This is a genomic window from Flagellimonas yonaguniensis (genome assembly GCF_029193885.1).
In the GTDB taxonomy this organism is placed as follows: domain Bacteria; phylum Bacteroidota; class Bacteroidia; order Flavobacteriales; family Flavobacteriaceae; genus Flagellimonas; species Flagellimonas yonaguniensis.
Genome location: NZ_JARFVB010000002.1, coordinates 87,686 through 108,285 on the forward strand (window position 1 = coordinate 87,686; position 20,600 = coordinate 108,285).

Annotated in this window: 19 protein-coding genes; 8 read left to right on the top strand and 11 right to left on the bottom strand. The window is 41.1% G+C overall.

All coding sequences use genetic code 11. The features are described 5' to 3' along the window. Positions 1-22 precede the first annotated feature (22 nt). The 3 genes from PY092_RS04745 to recR all read right to left on the bottom strand — a co-directional run bounded on the left by PY092_RS04745 (position 23) and on the right by recR (position 2,929). Entirely contained in the window at positions 23-796 is a 774-nt protein-coding gene (locus PY092_RS04745; RefSeq protein ID WP_275614713.1) for a 3'-5' exonuclease, read from the bottom strand. A 71-nt stretch (positions 797-867) separates the two neighbouring features. Then, positions 868-2,229 carry a dihydrolipoamide acetyltransferase family protein gene (locus tag PY092_RS04750; RefSeq protein ID WP_275614714.1) on the bottom strand — a complete coding sequence of 454 codons (1,362 nt, stop codon included), beginning with the start codon at positions 2,227-2,229 and terminating at the stop codon, positions 868-870. Positions 2,230-2,308: 79 nt separating this feature from the next. Beyond that, a complete protein-coding gene (gene recR, locus PY092_RS04755) occupies positions 2,309-2,929 on the bottom strand; it encodes a recombination mediator RecR (RefSeq protein WP_275614715.1) in 621 nt (206 codons plus the stop codon). Between the two features lie 76 nt (positions 2,930-3,005). On the opposite strand from recR, the gene PY092_RS04760 reads away from it, so the two are divergent. Continuing rightward, complete coding sequence (locus tag PY092_RS04760; protein ID WP_275614716.1) at positions 3,006-4,493, top strand: sodium:solute symporter; 1,488 nt, start codon at positions 3,006-3,008, stop codon at positions 4,491-4,493. Here the strand turns inward: PY092_RS04760 and PY092_RS04765 are convergent. After that, on the bottom strand, positions 4,477-4,836 hold the full coding sequence (locus tag PY092_RS04765; RefSeq protein ID WP_275614717.1) for a CoA-binding protein: 360 nt from the start codon (positions 4,834-4,836) through the stop codon (positions 4,477-4,479). The genes PY092_RS04760 and PY092_RS04765 overlap by 17 nt on opposite strands. Before the next feature lie 344 nt (positions 4,837-5,180). Here PY092_RS04765 and PY092_RS04770 point away from each other — a divergent pair, with 344 nt between their 5' ends. Further along, on the top strand, positions 5,181-7,631 hold the full coding sequence (locus PY092_RS04770) for a TonB-dependent receptor (RefSeq protein ID WP_275614718.1): 2,451 nt from the start codon (positions 5,181-5,183) through the stop codon (positions 7,629-7,631). Between the two features lie 112 nt (positions 7,632-7,743). Here PY092_RS04770 and PY092_RS04775 read toward each other — a convergent pair whose 3' ends face one another. Continuing rightward, positions 7,744-8,751 carry a 3-oxoacyl-ACP synthase III family protein gene (locus tag PY092_RS04775; RefSeq protein ID WP_275614719.1) on the bottom strand — a complete coding sequence of 336 codons (1,008 nt, stop codon included), beginning with the start codon at positions 8,749-8,751 and terminating at the stop codon, positions 7,744-7,746. A 153-nt stretch (positions 8,752-8,904) separates the two neighbouring features. Here PY092_RS04775 and PY092_RS04780 point away from each other — a divergent pair, with 153 nt between their 5' ends. After that, positions 8,905-11,322, top strand: a complete 2,418-nt coding sequence (locus PY092_RS04780; RefSeq protein ID WP_275614720.1) for a S9 family peptidase — start codon at positions 8,905-8,907, stop codon at positions 11,320-11,322. Positions 11,323-11,403: 81 nt separating this feature from the next. On the opposite strand, the gene PY092_RS04785 is transcribed toward PY092_RS04780, so the two are convergent. Both PY092_RS04785 and PY092_RS04790 read right to left on the bottom strand, forming a co-directional pair. Beyond that, entirely contained in the window at positions 11,404-12,714 is a 1,311-nt protein-coding gene (locus PY092_RS04785; RefSeq protein WP_275614721.1) for an ABC1 kinase family protein, read from the bottom strand. 5 nt (positions 12,715-12,719) lie between these two features. Continuing rightward, complete coding sequence (locus PY092_RS04790) at positions 12,720-13,376, bottom strand: TetR family transcriptional regulator C-terminal domain-containing protein (RefSeq protein WP_275614722.1); 657 nt, start codon at positions 13,374-13,376, stop codon at positions 12,720-12,722. Between the two features lie 325 nt (positions 13,377-13,701). On the opposite strand from PY092_RS04790, the gene htpG reads away from it, so the two are divergent. Together htpG and PY092_RS04800 are read left to right on the top strand one after the other, a co-directional pair. Beyond that, positions 13,702-15,588, top strand: a complete 1,887-nt coding sequence (gene htpG / locus PY092_RS04795; protein ID WP_275614723.1) for a molecular chaperone HtpG — start codon at positions 13,702-13,704, stop codon at positions 15,586-15,588. A gap of 66 nt (positions 15,589-15,654) precedes the next feature. After that, positions 15,655-16,014 carry a DoxX family protein gene (locus tag PY092_RS04800; RefSeq protein ID WP_275614724.1) on the top strand — a complete coding sequence of 120 codons (360 nt, stop codon included), beginning with the start codon at positions 15,655-15,657 and terminating at the stop codon, positions 16,012-16,014. Here PY092_RS04800 and PY092_RS04805 read toward each other — a convergent pair. Continuing rightward, positions 16,011-16,421: a hypothetical protein gene (locus PY092_RS04805; RefSeq protein ID WP_275614725.1), complete on the bottom strand. Its 411-nt coding sequence runs from the start codon at positions 16,419-16,421 to the stop codon at positions 16,011-16,013. The two genes, PY092_RS04800 and PY092_RS04805, sit on opposite strands and share 4 nt — an antisense overlap. Then, complete coding sequence (locus tag PY092_RS04810; RefSeq protein WP_275614726.1) at positions 16,414-16,992, bottom strand: RNA polymerase sigma factor; 579 nt, start codon at positions 16,990-16,992, stop codon at positions 16,414-16,416. The genes PY092_RS04805 and PY092_RS04810 overlap by 8 nt, the downstream gene beginning before the upstream one ends. 136 nt (positions 16,993-17,128) lie before the next feature. Between PY092_RS04810 and PY092_RS04815 the strand changes: the two genes are divergently transcribed. Both PY092_RS04815 and PY092_RS04820 read left to right on the top strand, forming a co-directional pair. After that, complete coding sequence (locus PY092_RS04815; RefSeq protein ID WP_275614727.1) at positions 17,129-17,482, top strand: DUF6249 domain-containing protein; 354 nt, start codon at positions 17,129-17,131, stop codon at positions 17,480-17,482. A gap of 69 nt (positions 17,483-17,551) precedes the next feature. After that, on the top strand, positions 17,552-18,184 hold the full coding sequence (locus PY092_RS04820) for an MOSC domain-containing protein (protein ID WP_275614728.1): 633 nt from the start codon (positions 17,552-17,554) through the stop codon (positions 18,182-18,184). A 50-nt stretch (positions 18,185-18,234) separates the two neighbouring features. On the opposite strand, the gene PY092_RS04825 is transcribed toward PY092_RS04820, so the two are convergent. Further along, entirely contained in the window at positions 18,235-18,612 is a 378-nt protein-coding gene (locus PY092_RS04825; protein ID WP_275614729.1) for a hypothetical protein, read from the bottom strand. 212 nt (positions 18,613-18,824) lie between these two features. On the opposite strand from PY092_RS04825, the gene PY092_RS04830 reads away from it, so the two are divergent. Next, positions 18,825-19,697 (top strand): AraC family transcriptional regulator, encoded by an 873-nt coding sequence (locus PY092_RS04830; protein ID WP_275614730.1) that lies wholly within the window; start codon positions 18,825-18,827, stop codon positions 19,695-19,697. Between the two features lie 4 nt (positions 19,698-19,701). Here PY092_RS04830 and PY092_RS04835 read toward each other — a convergent pair whose 3' ends face one another. After that, the gene (locus PY092_RS04835) at positions 19,702-20,475 is read right to left on the bottom strand and encodes a S1/P1 nuclease (RefSeq protein ID WP_275614731.1); all 774 of its coding nucleotides are present in this window, start codon (positions 20,473-20,475) and stop codon (positions 19,702-19,704) included. Between the last annotated feature and the right edge of the window lie 125 nt (positions 20,476-20,600).

Sequence of the window (20,600 nt, forward strand, 5' to 3'; positions counted from 1 at the left end):
GGGTTAGTGCTCCTTGTTGAGCTTAAAACTTATTGTTGAGCTTGCTCAACTTAATCTGGGTAAGTACTTTTTTGGTGTACAATGGAAAATCGGCATTCAGGATCCAACCAAAATAGCCGGGTTCCTTTTCCATGACCTCATCCACTGTTTTTCCCTTGTGTTTTCCGAAGGAAAAAATCGGGTTATCCTCTTCATCCACCCCGATAAAACCTGCAAAATCAAGGTTTTGTCTTCGGGTAGTAAACTCGGATAGCTTTTTGATATCATTTTCCAGGTCAGGGTATCGTTCCAATTGCGCCAACAATACTTCGTAAGTGGCCAAGGTATCGGCCTCTGCACTATGGGCATCTTCCAAACTTTTATCGCAGTAGAATTTATAGGCTGCCTCCAATGTCCGCTTTTCCATTTTATGGAAAATGGTCTGCACATCCACGGAAACCATGCTCTTCATATCAAAGTCCACATCAGCTCGAAGCATTTCCTCTGCCAACAAAGGAATATCGAACCTATCGGAATTGAAACCCGCCAGATCACTATCGCGAATCATCGCATAAATATCCTTGGACAATTGCTTAAAAGTAGGCTCGTTGGCCACTTTTTCATTGGAAATTCCATGAATGGCCTCGGATTCAGGTGGAATTGGCATTTCTGGGTTTACCAACCAGGTTCTGCTTTCTTTGTTGCCATTGGGAAAAACCTTCAGTATGGATATTTCAACAATCCTATCCTTTGCGACATTGGTACCAGTGGTCTCCAAATCGAAAAAGCAAATAGGTTTGGTCAATTGTAATTGCATGTGGGGATTTTTAAAAAAGTTCACTTGGCTTCTAAATTAAGCATAGTGGAAGGAATAAGAGCTGTTTTCTGCTATATTTCCCTATTTATGTCCCAAGCTTCCAAATAATCGGCCACTGCTTTTACGAACATCCCGCCCAATGCTCCGTTCACCACACGGTGGTCGTAACTATGGGAAAGGTACATTTTACTACGGATACCGATATACTCTCCTTGGTCGGTTTCGATGACCGAAGGTATCTTTCTGATGGCTCCCAAGGCAAGGATGCCCACTTGTGGCTGATTGATGATGGGCGTACCAAAAACACTTCCGAAGGAACCAACATTGGTCACTGTATAAGTTCCGTCACTAATTTCGTCGGGCTTCAATTGATTGTTCCTGGCCCTACCAGCCAAATCGTTCACGGTTTTGGCCATGCCCACCAAGTTCAATTGGTCTGCATTTTTAATAACGGGCACGATCAAGTTGCCATCGGGCAGTGCCGCTGCCATTCCCAAGTTGATATTCTTCTTTTTGATGACCTTGTCCCCATCCAATGAAATGTTCATCAATGGATATTTTTTAAGGGCCATGGCCACAGCTTCCATAAATATGGGTGTGAAGGTCAGTTTTTCCCCTTCACGTTCCTGGAAAGCATTTTTTACTTTATTTCTCCAGTTGACCACATTGGTCACATCCACTTCCACAAAGCTTTGTACATGTGCGGAGGTCGATATACTCTCAATCATGTGGTGGGCAATCAATTTGCCCATTCTGGTCAACGGAATTATCTCATCCCCTGCTCCAATTTGCACTTTGGATTCTTTTGGCTTCTCTGGTGCTTGTTTTGAAGGTTCGGGTATGGCAACTTGCTCTGTCTTGGCTTCGGGTTGTGGCTTGGACTCTACTTGACCCTGGCTTACATTGGAACGGCTTTCCAAATAAGCCATGATATCATTTTTGGTCACCCTACCTTCTTTTCCTGTACCAACGATGGCCTCCAATTCATCCATGGAAACATTTTCTTCTTTGGCAATATTTTTCACCAAAGGAGAATAAAACCGTTCTGAACTGGAAAAGTCAGGGGCAGTTGCAGTAACGGTTTCCTTGACCCCGGCCATTTGAGCTTCCAATTCCCTTGCGGGTACCGTGGCAGGCTCTTCTTCCATAACTTCCTTTCCCGAACTGCCATCCGCTACATTGTCAACCTCACCCTCAACTTGAATTACAGCTACTACTTCTCCCACCTTGATTACATCATCCACATCGAACCGCTTTTCCAACAATACCCCATCCACTTCACTGGGAACTTCCGAATCCACTTTATCGGTAGCAATTTCAAAGATAGCTTCGTCCATTTCAATAGTGTCGCCCACTTCCTTCAACCAGTTGGTCAAGGTAGCTTCTGCAACACTTTCTCCCATTTGCGGTAATTTCAATTCAAATTTTGACATATTCGTATTTATCAAAGTGATTTTGATTATTATTTTACAAAAATAATAAAGAAATCGACTTATTTTTGATTTATGTTCATTAATTAGCTTTTATAGAGCTTTCAAAAGGCACCCTATTGATGATGCTCCTCCCCAAAGTTACTTCATCTGTATATTCCAATTCATCTCCGACCGAAATTCCTCTGGCAATCGTGGAAGTGACCACTTCCATACCTTCCAATTGTTTATAAATATAAAAATTCGTGGTATCTCCCTCCATTGTGGAACTCAGAGCCAAAATCAATTCCTTGACGGTTCCATCCTTTACTTTTTTAATCAAGGTGGCAATGTTCAGGTCTTGTGGCCCCACTCCTTCCATCGGCGATATTTTCCCTCCCAAGACATGGTACAATCCATTGTACTGTGAAGTATTTTCAATGGCCATAACATCCCTGACGTCCTCTACCACACAAACAATGGTCTCATCCCGTTTGGGATTGGCACATATTTCACACACTTCGGTATCGGAAATATTATGACAGTTTTTACAAAAATTGACCTCGCTCTTCAGTTTCAGCAACGCATGGGCCAATAGTTCGGTCCTTTCTTCGGGCTGTTTCAAAAGATGAAGGACCAAGCGCAATGCCGTTCGCTTACCGATTCCGGGCAGCTGCGACATTTCGTAAACTGCATTTTCCAATAGCTTCGATGAAAATTCCATAGCATCAATTCTCCTACAAAATTACGATTTTACTGTTATCAATTTACTTCCGTAATTTGCAAATCAAAATGAATGTATGACAGCCACTCAAATTCTGTTGTTGATAGGTGCCTATTTCTTGGTCCTTATCCTTATTTCTTACTTCACGGGAAAAAACGATTCCAATGCCGATTTTTTTAAGGCGGGCAAACAATCCCCTTGGTATGTGGTGGCTTTTGGAATGGTAGGTGCTTCGCTCTCTGGGGTAACTTTTATATCGGTTCCAGGGTGGGTACAGGACAGTCAATTTAGCTATATGCAAGTCATCATGGGGTACCTCTTCGGTTATTTTGTAGTGGCCTTTGTGCTTTTGCCCTTATACTACAAACTCAACCTCACTTCCATTTATGAATATTTGCACGACCGTTTTGGAAAAGTGAGCCATAGAACAGGGGCATTTTTCTTTTTTATCTCCAGGGTTTTGGGTGCTGCTTTTAGATTGTACTTAGTTGCCATTGTTTTGCAGCAATTTGTTTTTGATGACCTGGGGATTCGTTTTGAGTTCACAGTGGTCATTTCCATTTTATTGATTTGGCTATACACCAACAAAGGCGGTATTAAAACCATTGTTTGGACCGACACTTTGCAGACCCTTTTTATGATTTTGGCCGTAATTCTTTCCATTGTGATGATCAATCAGGAACTCGGATGGAGTTTTGGGGAGTTTTTGGCCTCGGAAGAACTGAAGAATTACAACGATATTCTCGTGACCGATAGTTTTTTGGACCGAAGCTATTTCATCAAATCCTTTGTTGGTGGCATGTTCATTACCATTTGCATGACGGGACTGGACCAAGATATGATGCAAAAAAACCTGACCTGCAAATCCTTGAAGGATGCCCAAAAGAATATGGTTTCCTTCAGTTTTGTTCTGGTCGTGACCACTTTTCTGTTCATGTTATTGGGGGCTCTGCTTTACATCTTTGCCCAACGGGAGGGTATTGGTATTCCTCTGATGGACGGAACACCTAAAACCGACTTGCTCTTTCCTGAAATTGCGCTTAACGGCAATTTAGGTTTGGCCATTTCCATAACTTTTATGCTGGGATTGATCGCTGCCGCATACAGCAGTGCGGACAGCGCCCTTACATCGCTGACGACATCTTTTTGTGTGGACTTTTTAAACGTTCAGAAAAAAGACGATGAAGAGCAAAAACGCATCAGAAAACGCACCCATATCATAATGAGCATAACTCTTGTAATCGTTATTATAGCGTTTAAATATATCCTGAGCAGCAACGTCATTGATAGTTTGCTGACCGTGGCAGGATACACCTATGGGCCATTATTGGGGCTTTTTGCCTTTGGCATTTTCACTAAGCATAAAATTAAAGATGCCTATGTTTGGGTCGTATCACTTATTTCAGTGGCAACCATTGTTTTAATAGCCAATGTACCTGAAGAATACTTGGGTGGCTATCAAGTTGGCTATGAATTGTTACCACTCAATGGATTGCTGACATTTATTGGATTATGGCTCATCAGAACAAAAGAATCCAATCCAAAAGTCAATACTGCCCAGTAGCCAACAACACCAAAGTACAGGCAACTTCCACATCAATCCCAGCGTTTTCAAGGATTTCGTAGAATTCAGGGTTCTCAGTACCGGGATTAAAAATCACACGTCTGGGCTTTAAGTCCACAATCGATTGATAATATTCCTGTTGGTTTTTTGGACTTAAATATAAAGTTACGGTATCAATATTTTGAAAATCAACTAAGTTATCTTTAATTTGTACCCCAGATACAGTTCCCCCACGTATCCCAAATGCGGTTGTTTCAATATTGTTATCAACCAACCTACGAATTGCTGTGTTACTGTATCTTCCTGGGTTTGTAGAAGCCCCTACTACAAGTGTTTCTGACATTTGTTAATTTTTGTGTTAAACTTTTATATAGACTGTAATTTTCAATTGAAAATGTCGTCTATTATTCATAACTTATTGTCATTGGTAAGACTGTATTTTTATAGTTAATGGTTAGTGTTTAGTATAGCTTATCAATGTATAACCCTGGTATTCTTTACCGGGGTTTCTTCTTTTAAAAGACCCTTATTAATGGTCTTACCTTATCTATTAACCTTACAAAGGTGGGGAATCCATAGCACCTTCCTGTTAAAGAATGTTAAAATAATTTTCTACTGTAACATTCCACGGCCCAGGGCGTCATAAGAATAACATCAATCAATCATCAATCAAAAAACGAACTACTCATGAGACATGTGAGCTTTCTATTTGCACTATTGCTGTGCCTGACATCCCCATTTATTTCATCAGCTAATGAATCCGATACCGCACTGGGTGTGGTCAATGGAAAAGTTGTGGACAATACCACCAATCAACCTGTTGCCTATGCAGCAATCGTCATTAAATCTGAAGATGGTTCCAAAACCATAACCGGTGGCATCACTACAGAGGATGGAAGCTTTGAAATCAAAAAACTGCCCGACGGCACCTTTATTTTTGAGGTACAATTCATCGGGTTCAAAACCTATTCACAAAAACTGGTCATAACCAAGGGCAAACGTAACCTAGACTTAGGGACGGTAACCTTGGAAGAAGAAACCAAAGAACTTGAAGGTGTGGAAGTGGTAGCCGAACGCACAACGATAGAACAGCGTGTGGACCGCAAGGTGATCAATGTAGGGAAAGACTTGACCACCGCTGGTGCTTCGGCATCGGATATCATGAACAATATTCCTTCTGTAAACGTGGATTCCCAAACGGGCGATATAACCCTACGTGGAAACTCCAATGTCCGGGTAATGGTGGATGGGAAACTCTCCAATGTTCCCGTGGCGCAATTGCTCAAGCAGATTCCTTCCACAGCGATCAAATCCATTGAGTTGATCACCAATCCATCTGCCAAGTACAATCCGGAAGGGATGAGCGGCATCATCAATATTGTACTGCACAAAAATGCGAACATTGGCTTCAATGGAAACGTGAACATAGGCCTTACCAAAGGTATCGAGGCCAAATTCAATAGTTCCATTGATTTGAACTACCGCAACGGGAAATTCAATTTTTACGGAAACTACGGCAACAATATCGGCAAATGGGTAAACGATGGAAGCATTCTTCGCCTAGAGGAAAACTCACGTCAAAAGTTTGATTTTTTCAACAACAACAAATCACATCTCTATAAATTAGGGGTTGATTTTTACCTGAACGATAAAAACACGATCTCCTTCTTTACCAATCAGAACATCTTTGAAGGGGAAGGCACTGGAAACACGGAAGTGTTATATTTCAATGATCCGTCCCGTAATGTGACGCAATTGTTCTTGGATGATTCCAATAACCGTAGTGAACAATACAATTTTGATTATAAATTGGATTTCAACAAAGAAGGGCACAACATTGAATTGGAAGTGGACCACAACCAGTTTGAAAGCGAGCAAGATGCCGATTTTAGGTCCATTGGTGCCTCCACCTATCCCGATTATTTGGATTTTGTGGATACAGAACGTACCCAGACCACGGCCAACTTGGATTATGTAAACCCACTGGATAGTATCTCCAAGTTAGAACTTGGGCTTCAGTCAAGAAATTTTGAGACCAATGTGGATTATTCCTCTACAGGGCAATCCTTTAATTCCAATGGCGACTTAGTACCGACACCATCCACCAAATTTGTGTACGATATGGACATTTATTCGGCCTACGCGACTTTTGGTCAGAGCTACGAAAAATGGTCCTACCAAATGGGCGTTCGCATCGAGGATGTGCAGGTAAAAGCAGACACCAATGCCGTACGTGCATTTACCGATAAATATACCGAAATATACCCATCTGCATTTGTTACCTACAAACCCAACGAAAAGGATCAACTGCAATTGAGCTATAGCAGACGTGTGGACAGACCTGGACTACAGCAAGTAAATCCCATTCGAGAGTTTGCCACTCCATTGATCTCATCCTTTGGAAACCCGAACTTGGTTCCACAATTTACCAGTTCCTATGAAGCGAACTACACGAAAAGAATCAAAAACGGAAGTATCACGGGTGGAATTTTCTACCGAAGGATTTCCGATGAAATCAACAGGGCTATATATGTGGACCGATTGGATTTGAACAAGACCATTCTTACCCATGACAACTTTGATAAAACATCGGCCTACGGAGTTGAACTATCCACCAATTACCGCCCTGCCAAATGGTGGAACATCAATGGTAGTTTTGATATGTTCTCACAAACACAAAGAGGTCTAACGGAAACATTGAACACCACAGACCCCAACCCCAGTGAAGAAGACATTGTGGAACAAAAGGTAAAGGTGGACAACACCGCTTGGAACCTTAGGATGAACAACAGCTTCACGGTAACCAAAAAACTGACGCTTCAAGCTTTTGGTTTCTACCGTGGACGGAACAAAAGTATACAATTCAATGCCAAGCCCATGTACTTTGTCAACATGGGAGCCCGCTACAGTTTTGCCGAAGGCAAGGGTACATTGAGTTTTAACTACAATGATATTTTCAATACCATGCGATTCGCTTTTGAAGGGAGTTATCCCTACGCACAGGAAGGTTCCTTTAATTGGGAGAGCAACAATGTGTACGTGGGACTATCCTACCGTTTTGGAAGCGGAAAAAACCGTGCGAAGCAACGTAAAAGAAGGGACAGCAACACCAAGCAAGGCGGTGGTGGAATCCTATAAATATAATTGATGCTCCATACTCGAGTGTTGGTTGGTTATCTTGTGAGAGCATCAATGAAAAACCCCGATCCTAAAGGATCGGGGTTTTATTTTTATTTTTTCTTCGATGTGATTACCAGCGAATGATTACGCTGCCCCATGTAAAGCCACTACCAAAGGCGGCAAGTACCACCAAGTCACCTTCTTTGATTTTACCAGCCTCCCATGCTTCTGTCAATGCGATGGGAATGGATGCCGCGGTAGTGTTTCCATATTTCATGATATTGTTGAAGACCTGATCATCGTTCAAACCAAACTTCTTTTGGATGAATTGGGAAATTCGCAAGTTGGCCTGATGCGGAATCAACATATCAATATCCTGAGGGCCCAAATCATTTTTCTGTAGACCTTCCATGATGACCTCGCTGAATCGCACCACTGCATTTTTAAACACAAACTGGCCATTCATATAAGGGAAATAGGATGTATCCTCAGGGTCATTATCCTCAATAATGTCGTTTACCCAACGTTTTCCCATTCCAGGGGCTATCAACGAAAGCTCTTCGGCATGTTGTCCCTCGGAATGCAAATGAGTGGATAAGATTCCTTTGGAAGTATTTTCCTCACGGGTCAAAACGGCAGCTCCGGCACCATCACCAAAAATAACGGACACCCCCCTACCTCTTGTGGTCATATCCAAACCATGCGAATGCAGCTCGGAACCGATAACCAGCACGTTCTTGTACATACCACTTTTGATGTACTGATCGGCAACGGAGATTCCATATACAAAACCAGAACATTGATTTCTGACATCCAAAGCTCCCACGGTTCTTAAACCTAGATCACGTTGCACCAAAACACCAGGGCCGGGAAAATAATAATCGGGACTCAGCGTGGCAAAAACAATAAAATCAATCTCATCTTTATCGATGCCAGCACGCTCGATTGCCTTTTGGGCCGCCTTCACACCCATTGATGTGGTCGTATCGGTACCCTTTACAACATGGCGCCTCTCCTTTATTCCGGTACGCTCTTGTATCCATTCGTCATTGGTGTCCATCACTTTTGACAAATCGTCGTTAGTGACCACATTTTCAGGGACGTAAAAACCTAATCCAGCAATCTTGGAATTGTACATTTATAATATTTTTAAATAAAAAGATAGTTAGAATTTGAAAATTAGCAAATATTCACGCTCAATATTCAAGATTCCGCCAAAATAATACTTTTTAAAAGTTGTACTTTTAAAAAAATGAAAAAACTTCACCCACTAACCTTTTAAAACAAAATCATGAAAAAATATTTTTTGGCATTCTGGGCAGTATTCTCACTTAGCTTTGGACAAGCACAAGAAAAACTGACCTACCAAAAACCTTCCGAAGAAATACTTGAACTCGTAAATGCACCCCTAGCCCCCAGTGTCTTATTATCTGATGACGGCAAATACATGATACTCCTCTATCGTGACTACTACAAGACAATAGCTGAATTGTCGGAAATAGAACTCAGATTGGCCGGTCTTCGGATCAATCCAAAAACCAACATTGGAAGCCGTACAAACTACTACAACAATATTATTGTAAAGAAAATTGGCGCTAAAGAGGGCTCCCAAGTAGAAGGGCTGTCCGAAACTCCTAGATTAGCTAACTTCAGTTGGTCTCCGGACCAATCCAAAATAGCGTTTACCAACACCACCTCCGAAGGAGTGGAGGTAATGGTTTTAAATCTGGAGAATGCCAAGGCAACCACCCTGACCGAAACCAATGTAAATGCCAATATGAGGGACATCATCAATTGGTTCAAGGATGGAAAGTCCATTTTGGTCAAAATGTTGCCCGGCGACAGAAAACCTTTGATCAATATTGATGAAGCTGTTCCTGAAGGCCCTACAATTTCCACAAACGATGGTAAAAAAGCACAGAACAGGACATATCAAGATTTGTTGAAAAACCCCAATGATGAATTTAATTTTGAACAATTGGCACGCTCTGAACTTTATAAGGTACAGATGGACGGAAGCAAGACCAAATGGAAAAATGCCGATTTGTACACCAATATCAGTTTTTCACCTGATGGGGAGTATGTAATGACGGTAACATTGGACAAGCCTTTCTCTTATTTGGTCCCCTACTATCGATTCCCCAATACCACAACTGTTTATAAAAAAGATGGAAGTAAGGTAAAAACAATATTGGAAGTACCGCTTATCGAAGATCTGCCCCAAGGGTTTATGGCCACAAGGACCGGTATGCGGAATATTGGTTGGAGGAACGACAAACCAGCGACTTTAACATACGTTGAAGCATTGGATGGGGGAGATCCGGAAAATGAGGTACCCTACCGTGATGAGATCTTTGAAATAAATGCTCCTTTTGATGGGGAAGGAAGGTCCATCTTAAAAACCAAAAATAGATTCAGTTATATACAATGGGGAAATGATGATTTGGCCATAGCCCATGACCGTTGGTGGAACAATAGGAATACCAAAACCTATCTTTTTGACCCCTCCAACCCAGAAGCCGGGGCCAAAATCATTGAAGATAGAAACTATCAAGATGTGTATAGTGATCCCGGTCGCTTTATTACCAAGAGAAATGAAAATGGCAGTTGGGTTCTATCCTTGGACAAGAACAACAATGCTTATTTGATCGGGAATGGATATACAGAGGAAGGACAGTTCCCCTTTGTGGAAAAAATCGATTTGAAGAGCCTTAAAAAAACAAGGTTATATACTTCCAAATTGGAAGGGAAATTGGAAAACCTAATTGAATACGATCCAAAAAAGGACCAATTATTAGTACGTATTGAATCTGCCAACGAGTACCCAAACTACTATTACAAAAGTCTGGTAAAAAGAAGAGGGCCTGTTCAATTGACGGATTTTGACAATCCATATAAGAGCATTCAAAATGTACATAAAGAAGTCATTACCTACAAAAGGGATGACGGATTGGAACTTTCTGGAACTTTATATCTTCCTGTTGGATACGACATGGAGAAGAAAGAAAAAATGCCCATGGTCCTATGGGCCTACCCAAGGGAATACAAGGACAAAAACAGTGCATCGCAAAATACCTCCAACCCCAATGAGTTTACCTATCCCTATTGGGGCTCACCCATATATTGGGTCACCAAAGGATATGTAGTGTTGGACGGGGCTGCCTTTCCCATAATTGGAGAAGGCGACGAACAACCCAACGACACTTTTAGAAGCCAACTTGTGGCCAATGCAAAAGCTGCAATTGATGCCGTGGACGATTTAGGGTATATTGATCGTAATCGTGTTGCAGTTGGAGGTCATAGTTATGGCGCATTCATGGTAGCAAATCTGCTTTCCCACTCTGATCTGTTTGCAGCAGGAATTGCAAGAAGTGGTGCCTATAATAGAACCCTTACTCCTTTTGGTTTCCAAAGTGAGGAAAGAAATTATTGGGAAGCCCCCGAAGTATACTATACCATGTCCCCCTTTATGCATGCCGATAAAATGAAAACACCATTATTATTGATCCACGGTAAGGCCGACAACAATTCCGGGACATACCCTATGCAAAGCGAGCGCTATTTTAATGCCCTAAAAGGGTTGGGGGCAACCGTCCGTTTGGTTATGCTGCCAAAAGAAAGCCATGGTTATAGAGGCAAAGAGAGTATTCTCCACATGCTTTGGGAACAAGACCAATGGTTGGATAAATATGTGAAGCAGAAAAAGTAGCCCCTTAAATATATATCTATCAAAAACCCCGTTCATTGATGCCATTGAACGGGGTTTTATTGTAGTAGTTTCAACCAAAGGTCAATCCAAATATTGCTGATAAGTATTCACGACCACATTAGCCTTGAGGTCGTGCAGTAAGTTATAAAGCCCAAAAAACGTACGGTTGATGTATAAAAAGTGTTTGGAACCCCGGTTGCCGTTCATTTTGCGGATTTGCTCATCCTTTGAATAGCGTTCACTGAGATTGGCAATTTTCGACCAGAAGCCTTCATCCCCAAAATCGAAAGTCTCTTTATGGAAAGGAGATGTGAAAATGGTCAGCATTTCTTTGAACAAGGCTTTGAAAAACTGTAATTCTTCTTCGGAATCTGTTGGTGTTAAAATCTCCAGTTCGTACAATCTCTCCATGAAAATTTTATCGTTGTTTATGTTTTCCTCTTTGGCCAATTCAAAATAGGGCACGTAGAAATCATCAGGGATTTGCTTGATGCAACCAAAATCGATTGCAATCAATTCGCCCTCCTCGCTCACCAAAAAGTTCCCTGGATGTGGGTCAGCATGTACACGCCTCAACTTATGGATTTGGAACATATAAAAATCCCAAAGTGCCTGACCCAAAGTATTTCCAGATTCTACATCAAAATCGGTTTGGACAAATTCCCCCAGGTGGACACCTTCCATCCAGTCCATGGTTAAAATACGTTCACTGGAAAGTTCTCGATAGTACTTTGGAAATCGCATGTTCGGAACTACGGAACAAGCTTTCGTTATCCCATCACTCTGCTCCAGCTCCAAAATATAATTGGTCTCTTCAACCAGTTTGTGCTCTACTTCCTTGAAATATTTTTCGGAATCCTTCCCTTTTAGATTGAACATTTTAATTGCCACGGGCTTTACCAATGCCAAATCACTACTGATACTTTCGGCAACGCCAGGATACTGGATTTTGACGGCCAACTTTTTTCCATCTTTCTCGGCACGGTGCACCTGACCAATACTGGCAGCGTTCACGGAATCCTTTTCAAATTCATCAAAAATATCCTCTGGATACTTCCCTAAATATTTTTTAAAAGTCTTGCGCACCAAAGGTGCGGACAAAGGAGGTACCGAAAATTGGGAAAGGGAGAACTTTTCCACGTAGGCCCGTGGCAAAAGGTTCTTCTCCATACTGAGCATCTGTGCCACTTTTAGGGCACTTCCTTTCAAACTTTTAAGTCCATCGTAAATATCCTCAGCATTATCTTGGTCCAGGGTATCTTTGGAAGTTTGAGGATCTACGAGTTTTTTACCGTAATACTTTACATAGTTCCCTCCTATTCTGACCCCAGTTTTAACCAGCTTTCCAGCTCGCTCTATTTTTCCGGTGGGTATGGTATCCAAACTTTTCATTGGCCTTATGCGAATTTCTCTTTGTAAAGGAATTTTCCGAAGTCCACAATTTTTTCCAATGGTGTACTTTCAAAAATTTGAAAAACTGTCGTCACGGATTTTTCAATGGCGATATCGGTTTTTTCAAAACCTGGAGAGCTGTCTTCCATCCAAAATTTTAGGATGAACAAAAACTGTAACCAAGCACCTTCCGAAAACAAGGGTGCGTTGTATTTGAAGATTTTCATGTTTTTCTCCTCATTTCGCTCCTCTATCAAGGTAGAGGCGAAATCCTTGAACCTTTTATGCAGTCCTTTCAACTGGGCCAATCCTTCCAGAGAATACTTGTGCTCCTGCATGATGAACAGCACATAGCTCCTATTCAGGGTGAGGTTCTCAAAAAAGGTAAAGAAGAAGGTGAGCATCTTTTCCTCGTTGGTCATAGAGGGATATTGCTTATTCTTTTGCATTACCCCATAACTGTTGTCGAAGAATTTGTTCCAAATGGATTGTTGCAATGATTCGAACGAACCAAAGAACCCATAGAATTCATCTTCCTTTATTTTGTTTTCCTTACAGAATTTGAATACTGAGCTTGGCACCTTTTCATTTTCCAATACAGATTCCATATAAAGGCTTACAATTTTATCCTCGGTGATTTTGGATTTAGTAGTATTTGCCATTTGGTATTTTTTTGAAGAGTTAAACAGGTCAGAATTGCGCAATCAAGCTTTTAAAGAAAATGCACTTTCTAGCGAAAGTGCATTTTCACAACCTAACCAATAAATAAACAAACTTGTTATAGTAGTACTATTTCATAGCAATTTTTAACCTATAACATATGTAAATATAACCATATTGTTTAATCTTTTTATAAATTAAATAAACAAAATTATGTTAAAATTGATGTCCATCCCTCAAACCACCTTTCAAATGTCAGTTTGTCAGATTTGACACTATGGTATTTTTTTTGACTAATCAGCAGTAAAAAGAATAAAAAACAAAACGATGGCTACAGGTAAAATCAATGTTTCAGTAGAGAACATTTTTCCCTTGATCAAAAAATTTCTATACAGTGATCACGAAATCTTCTTAAGGGAACTTATTTCCAATGCTACGGATGCAACTTTAAAACTAAAGCACCTTGCCTCCATTGGAGAGTCGAAAGTCGAATATACCAACCCGATGATTGAGGTCAAGGTGGACAAGGACAACAAGCGCATCCATATTATTGACCAAGGAATAGGTATGACCGAGGAGGAAGTGAAAAAGTACATTAACGAAGTGGCTTTTTCGGGTGCCGAGGAATTCTTGGACAAATACAAGGATGCCGGCAAAGATGCGGGCATCATCGGGCATTTTGGTCTTGGTTTCTACTCTGCCTTTATGGTGGCAGAGAAAGTGGAAATCATTACGAAAAGTCACAAAGAAGAGCCAGCAGTACATTGGAGCTGCGACGGTTCTCCTGAATTTTCCCTTGAACCTAGCGACAAAACGGAAAGGGGAACGGAAATTATCCTTCACATTGCGGAGGATTCCACAGAATTTTTGGAAGATGCCAGAATCCGTGAACTTTTGGTCAAATACAATAAGTTCATGCCCATTCCGATCAAATTCGGAACAAAAACGGAAACCCTTCCAAAACCAGAAGGTGCGAAAGAAGGTGATCCAGCACCGACCCAGGAGGTGGACGATATCATCAACAATCCGAATCCTGCATGGACCAAACAGCCCACTGACCTAAGTGATGAGGATTACAAGAACTTTTATCGTGAACTATACCCCATGCAGTTCGAAGAACCCTTGTTCCATATCCATTTGAACGTGGATTATCCGTTCAACTTAACGGGTATTTTGTATTTTCCAAAGTTGACGAACGACCTCAGTATCCAAAAGGATAAAATCCAATTGTACCAAAACCAAGTGTTCGTTACGGACAATGTAGAGGGAATTGTTCCCGAATTCTTGACGATGTTGAAAGGTGTGATAGATTCTCCGGACATCCCATTGAACGTGTCAAGATCTTATCTTCAGGCTGATGGTGCCGTAAAGAAAATTTCTTCCTACATCACTAGAAAGGTAGCGGACAAATTGACTTCAATCTTCAAAAACAACCGTGAGGATTTTGAACAGAAGTGGAACGACATCAAAGTGGTAATTGAATACGGAATGCTGTCCGAAGATAAATTCTTTGACAAAGCGGACAAATTTGCACTCTACCCAACCGTTGATGGCGACTACTATACATTTGAAGAGTTGGAAGCCAAGATAAAGGACAATCAGACCGACAAGGATGATAAATTGGTCGTGTTGTATGCTTCGGACAAAGAAGCGCAGCACAGCTACATTGGAGCTACCCAGAAAAAGGGTTATGAAATCCTCTTGTTGGATTCCCCAATTGTGCCGCACCTGATGCAAAAATTGGAAACTTCCAAAGAGAACCTGTCCTTTGTGCGAGTGGATGCCGACCACGTGGATAACCTTATCAAAAAAGAGGATACGGCCATTTCCAAATTGTCCGAAGAGGAAAAAGACAGCCTAAAGGCTGATTTGGAAAAAGTAATTTCCAATAAGGGATATACTATTCAGATGGAGGCCATGGAGAGCAGTGCTTCACCGTTCATCATTACAGAGCCTGAGTTTATGCGCCGCATGAAGGAAATGCAGCAAACCGGTGGCGGTGGCATGTTCGGCATGGGCAATATGCCGGATATGTACAACCTTATCGTTAACACCAATCACGAATTGGTAAGCGAAATCTTGAATACCAAGACCGCGAAGAAACGTGAAAGGCTGATCAATCAATCTTTGGATTTGGCACGCCTGTCCAAAGGACTGCTGAAAGGTGAAGAGCTTACGAACTTTATTGCCCGAAGCTATGATATGATCAAATAAGATCATTCAAAATAAATTATTGGTAAAGGCAGGCCTTATGGTCTGCCTTTCTTATTTTTAAGGCTAATGGAAACTCCTTGGCACCTTTACATAATGGCGGGAATGTACATCGTTGCAGGAATCATGCACTTTGTAAAACCTAAAATGTACATGCGCATCATGCCCTTGTATCTTCCGAATCACAGGCTTTTGGTCTATATAAGTGGTATTGCAGAAATTATATTGGGGATAGGCGTTTGTTTCGATGCTACCCGAAAACTGAGCACATTCGGTATCATTTTAATATTGGGGGTGTTTCTATCGGTACATTTCTACATGCTTTCGGGCGAGAAAGCATCTGCCGGTATTCCCAAATGGATATTGATTCTTCGGATTCCCCTGCAATTCTTTTTGATGTATTGGGCGTATTACTATGCCCATATCTAAAAAGCTGTTTTGTCCATTTGCTTTTTCAACCAAGGGACTTGGGCAAAAAACAGTAGCCCAAAGGATAGGAAAGCATATACCGTTACTTTAGAAGAAGTGTATCCTTCCATCCAGCTCCAATCAGTATGGAATAAAGCCTCTATGTTCAGGTTTTTAAACCAACCCTGGCCACTATCGAGCCCCACTTGAGATCCAATTAAAATAAGTAAAGCAACAAAAATAATAAAGGCAACCGACAATACCTTACCAGATACGATGGGTTTATATTGAAACACTTCATTGGGGGTATCAGCTTCCAATTTGTGCAGCACATGCTGGGTAAAATCAACAGAAGGGGACTCCAATGGGGCTTCTTCCATGAGTTTATCGATAAAAGCTTCCAGTTTTTTATCTTCTAGTTCATCCATTGCTTTGCAATATTTCTTTGTTCACATTCTTTTCCACAACACTAGCCAATCGTTTTCTGGCCCTGAACAACCTTACCTTCAGCGTATTTACGGGAAGGTTGGTCGCTTTCTCCATTTCTTGCAGGTTCTTTTCCTCAAGATAAAACAACGTGAGGACTCCTGCATCTTCTGCCGACAATTGTGACAAACATTGACCAATTACTTCACTCCGTTCGGTCTCCATCATTTTTTGAAGGGCCGTATCCAAATCCGCATAGGCAATTTGATCAATATGTTCCAAATCGGTATGGATTCTTTTCTTTTTCATCCTTTTAATCCTATCCAAACACGTGTTATAGGTAATTCTATACATCCAAGTGGACAGTTTGGAATCGCCTTTAAAACTTGACAAAGATTTATATACCTTAATAAATACGTCTTGAGACACTTCTTCGGCCTCCTCCCTATTGCCCAACATCCTAATGGATAGCGTAAAGACCAAATCCTTATAACTATCCACCAAATTGGAGAACGCGCGGGTATTGCCCCTGCGTATTTCCGAAATGAGTTGTTGTTCCTTGTTGGTCAGCATTGTTCATTGGACGCCAAAAGTTCCTTTTAGGTTACATTTAAAATAATATTTATAAAATTATGTAACCTGATTCAAAAAACGGTCGTCATAGGTTATGAACAAATAAATTACGAATAATCATTAAAAACGAACAGTTATGGGATCAGAAGTAATCATCATACCAATTATTTTCGGGGTCATTTTTGCCATTGCCTACCTTTATTTTTCAACTCGTAACAAGGAACGCTTGGCCTTGATAGAAAAAGGGGCGGACGCGAGTATTTTTGTGAGGGGCAAAAGAGACAAGGCGGCTCCGGTCTGGAAAATCATTATCCTAAACCTAGCGCTATTGCTCATGGGCATTGGGGCAGCCATTTTTGTGGCCTCCGTATTGCACTATAGCTTAGGGGTAGATGAGGAAGTTGCCTATCCAGGCAGTATTTTCTTGATGGCGGGTGTAGGCCTTTTTGTTGGTTTCACAATGACCAAGAAGTTGGATCAAGAGGATTGATTTTTTTCCACACCGATTAAAAATGAAGGACCACCGCCACCAGCGGTGGTTTTTTTATAACTTACCATCATGAAAATTATCTCCACAAACCTCGGCGGGCCCACGAAAATCGTGTGGAATGGCAAAGAAACCATGACAGGCATCTACAAATACCCCGTTGACAAACCAATTTATTTGGATACGGAAGATGTGCAAGGCGATACCGTTGTAGATAGAAAATACCACGGTGGCACATACAAAGCATGTTATTTATTTTCAGCGGACAACTACCCGTATTGGAAAGAAAAATACCCTCTTTTGGATTGGAATTGGGGCATGTTCGGAGAAAACTTAACCATTGAAGGTTTGGACGAATCAAAGTTAAGAATCGGCAGTACCTACAAACTAGGGACAGCCTTGGTACAGATTACCCAACCAAGGGAACCCTGTTATAAATTGGGCATTCGGTTTGGCAACCAAGATATCCTAAAGCAGTTCATTGACCATGGATTTCCCGGCACCTACATCCGTGTTTTGGAATCTGGTAAAGTTATAGTCGGCGATACCATGGAACTGGTGGAAGAATCAAAAGCCCCTTTGACCGTACAACAATTCTATAATTTGCTTTTTTCCAGGATCAAAGATCAGGATGTGTTGCGAATGGCCATACAAAATGAAGCACTCCCTTTAAAGAAACGGGAAAAACTTAAAAAATGGGCATAAAAAAAGGGGGCCTCTCGACCCCCAATGCACATAAAAATTAACTAAACAAACTATCTTACTTCCATAGTTTTCTTGTAGGTGCCAAATTTGTCAACTACAACTATGGTATATTTATCTTTGAAGGCTTTTTCAAAGTTGAAGGATTTTTCAACTACGATATCGCCGTCGATAGCTTCGTCAAAAACAAGTCTGTCTTCGCTATCGTATACTTTCAAAAGCACCTTTCCTTTGGAAATGTTCAAAAGGTTCATCATGATTTTTTGACCTTTCTTGACGAATACTGGATCAAGGTTTACTTTGACCAAGTTCTTTTCAACCTCATATTTGGCTACTGTCTTTTTACCAAAGTCGGTTGCTTCTGTGTTGGCCATCCCAATCGCACTGATCAAAAGGGCCGCAGCTACTGTTAGGTTCTTTACTACTTTCATAACACTTCGTTTTTTTAAGATTACAGTACAAATGTATGGCGCAACAATGCACAGAAATACCACCATCTTTTCCACTTTATATGCTATATTAACATAGTAGATGTTTTAACATAGTATTAATGACAAAATAGCATAACTTTATGGTAACATTGTGGATATTTGTGCTTTAAACACATTTGTAACTTTGTTATAAAGAAGAAAAATTGCACTAAATGATTCAAAAACCAGCATTTGAAGCAATAGCCCCGAGTTTTGGTCACTCATTCACGTTCCAAAAGTTCAATGCGAACAATGAGAACAAGAACAATGGTTGGCATTACCACCCCGAACTGGAGCTGGTATATGTGAACGGGGGATCGGGAAAAAGACAAATAGGCAGCCATGTATCCTATTACAGGAACGGTGACCTTATATTAATAGGTTCCAATTTACCACATTGTGGCTTTACTGATAAGCTTACTGGGAACAAGAGTGAAACCTTGGTGCAGATGAAAGCGGATTTTCTGGGAAGTGATTTCTTCAATATCCCGGAAATGAAAAACATCCAGAAATTGTTCGAGGTTGCCAAGGGCGGTATCGCTTTTTCTGGGAAGACCAAAATGAAGGTTGGGGAAAAAATGGAAATCTTGGAATACCAGACCGATTTCCAACGGTTACTATCCATCCTTAATATATTGAACATCTTGGCCACCTCAACCGAAATGAACGTGCTGAACGCTGAAGGCTTCTCCATAGAGACCGAAGTAAAGGACAACGACCGTATCAATATTGTCTTTAATTATGTGAAAACAAACTTCAAAGAAGACATCAGCTTGGAGCAAATTGCAGATATGGTAAGCATGACGGTACCTTCTTTTTGTAGGTATTTCAAAAAAATCACAAACAAAACGTTTACCCAGTTTGTCAACGAGTACAGATTGGTACATGCCTCCAAACTTTTGGCAGAACAGCCCATGAGCATTACGCAGGTGTGTTACGACAGTGGTTTCAACAACTTTTCACACTTTAACAAGTCGTTCAAAGCCTTTACCGGACAAAATCCTTCGGAGTACAGAAACCAATTAAAAACGGTTCTTCAATCCTAAACTTTTATTTAAACACTTCATTCAATACCTTGGCCAATCGTAATCCACCTCTTTGCAGTTGTTGGAACAGTAGATTGTTGTAATCGTAGGAATAGCGGTACCCAAGTTTTTCCCCAACCTCAACAGAATCATAGAGTTCCGCACATATCTTGTGGGATTCATCCACCCAATCGTATATGGTACCCTCTTGTATTTCCTTTCGTTTTTTACGGCCCACCTCGCTCAGTTCAGAGGCCAATTCGGTATAGGTCATTCCGTAGGACTCAATCAAGTTTTTGTCCCATACCCGGTGTAAATTGCTCCCCTCGCCGAACCATTGTACTTGAATATCATTGCCTCCTTTATCCTCTGCTCTACTGGCATGCATGGGTTGATGTAAATCCCCAATAAAATGAATCAGTAATTTAAGATGGAACACACGATCTTGACGAGTGTTGTTTTTATCCTTTACCTTGGCAATACATTCCTCAATGGCGGTAACGATATCCCCATACTCGCTTTTTTCCGAATCCTTATAGCTCATCCCAAGGGGATAATTCACATAATGCCAAGCTGAGTATTTGGAATATGAACGGTCCGCTTTGATATCATCCGCAAAAGTGGAAACAAAAGCAAGGCTATGCCCATCCAACAAATCGCTCAATGCCCTTTTGGCCTTTCCAGTCAGATACTCTTGTGCAATCTCTCCTGTGACCCTGTGGCCCGTCTTTCCCCAAATGGCATCGTTGCCCAGAGCAATAACAGGAAACAAAAGCAGCAGTAAAAAGGATTTTTTCATTCTATATAAGTGTCTTAAGGGTGCATGTAATCCAAAAAAAAGGAATGGCATATCCACGAACATGCAATTATACAAATTTGGGATTTTTTTTGATATGCCCAATCAATCCCATCCAAATAAAACTA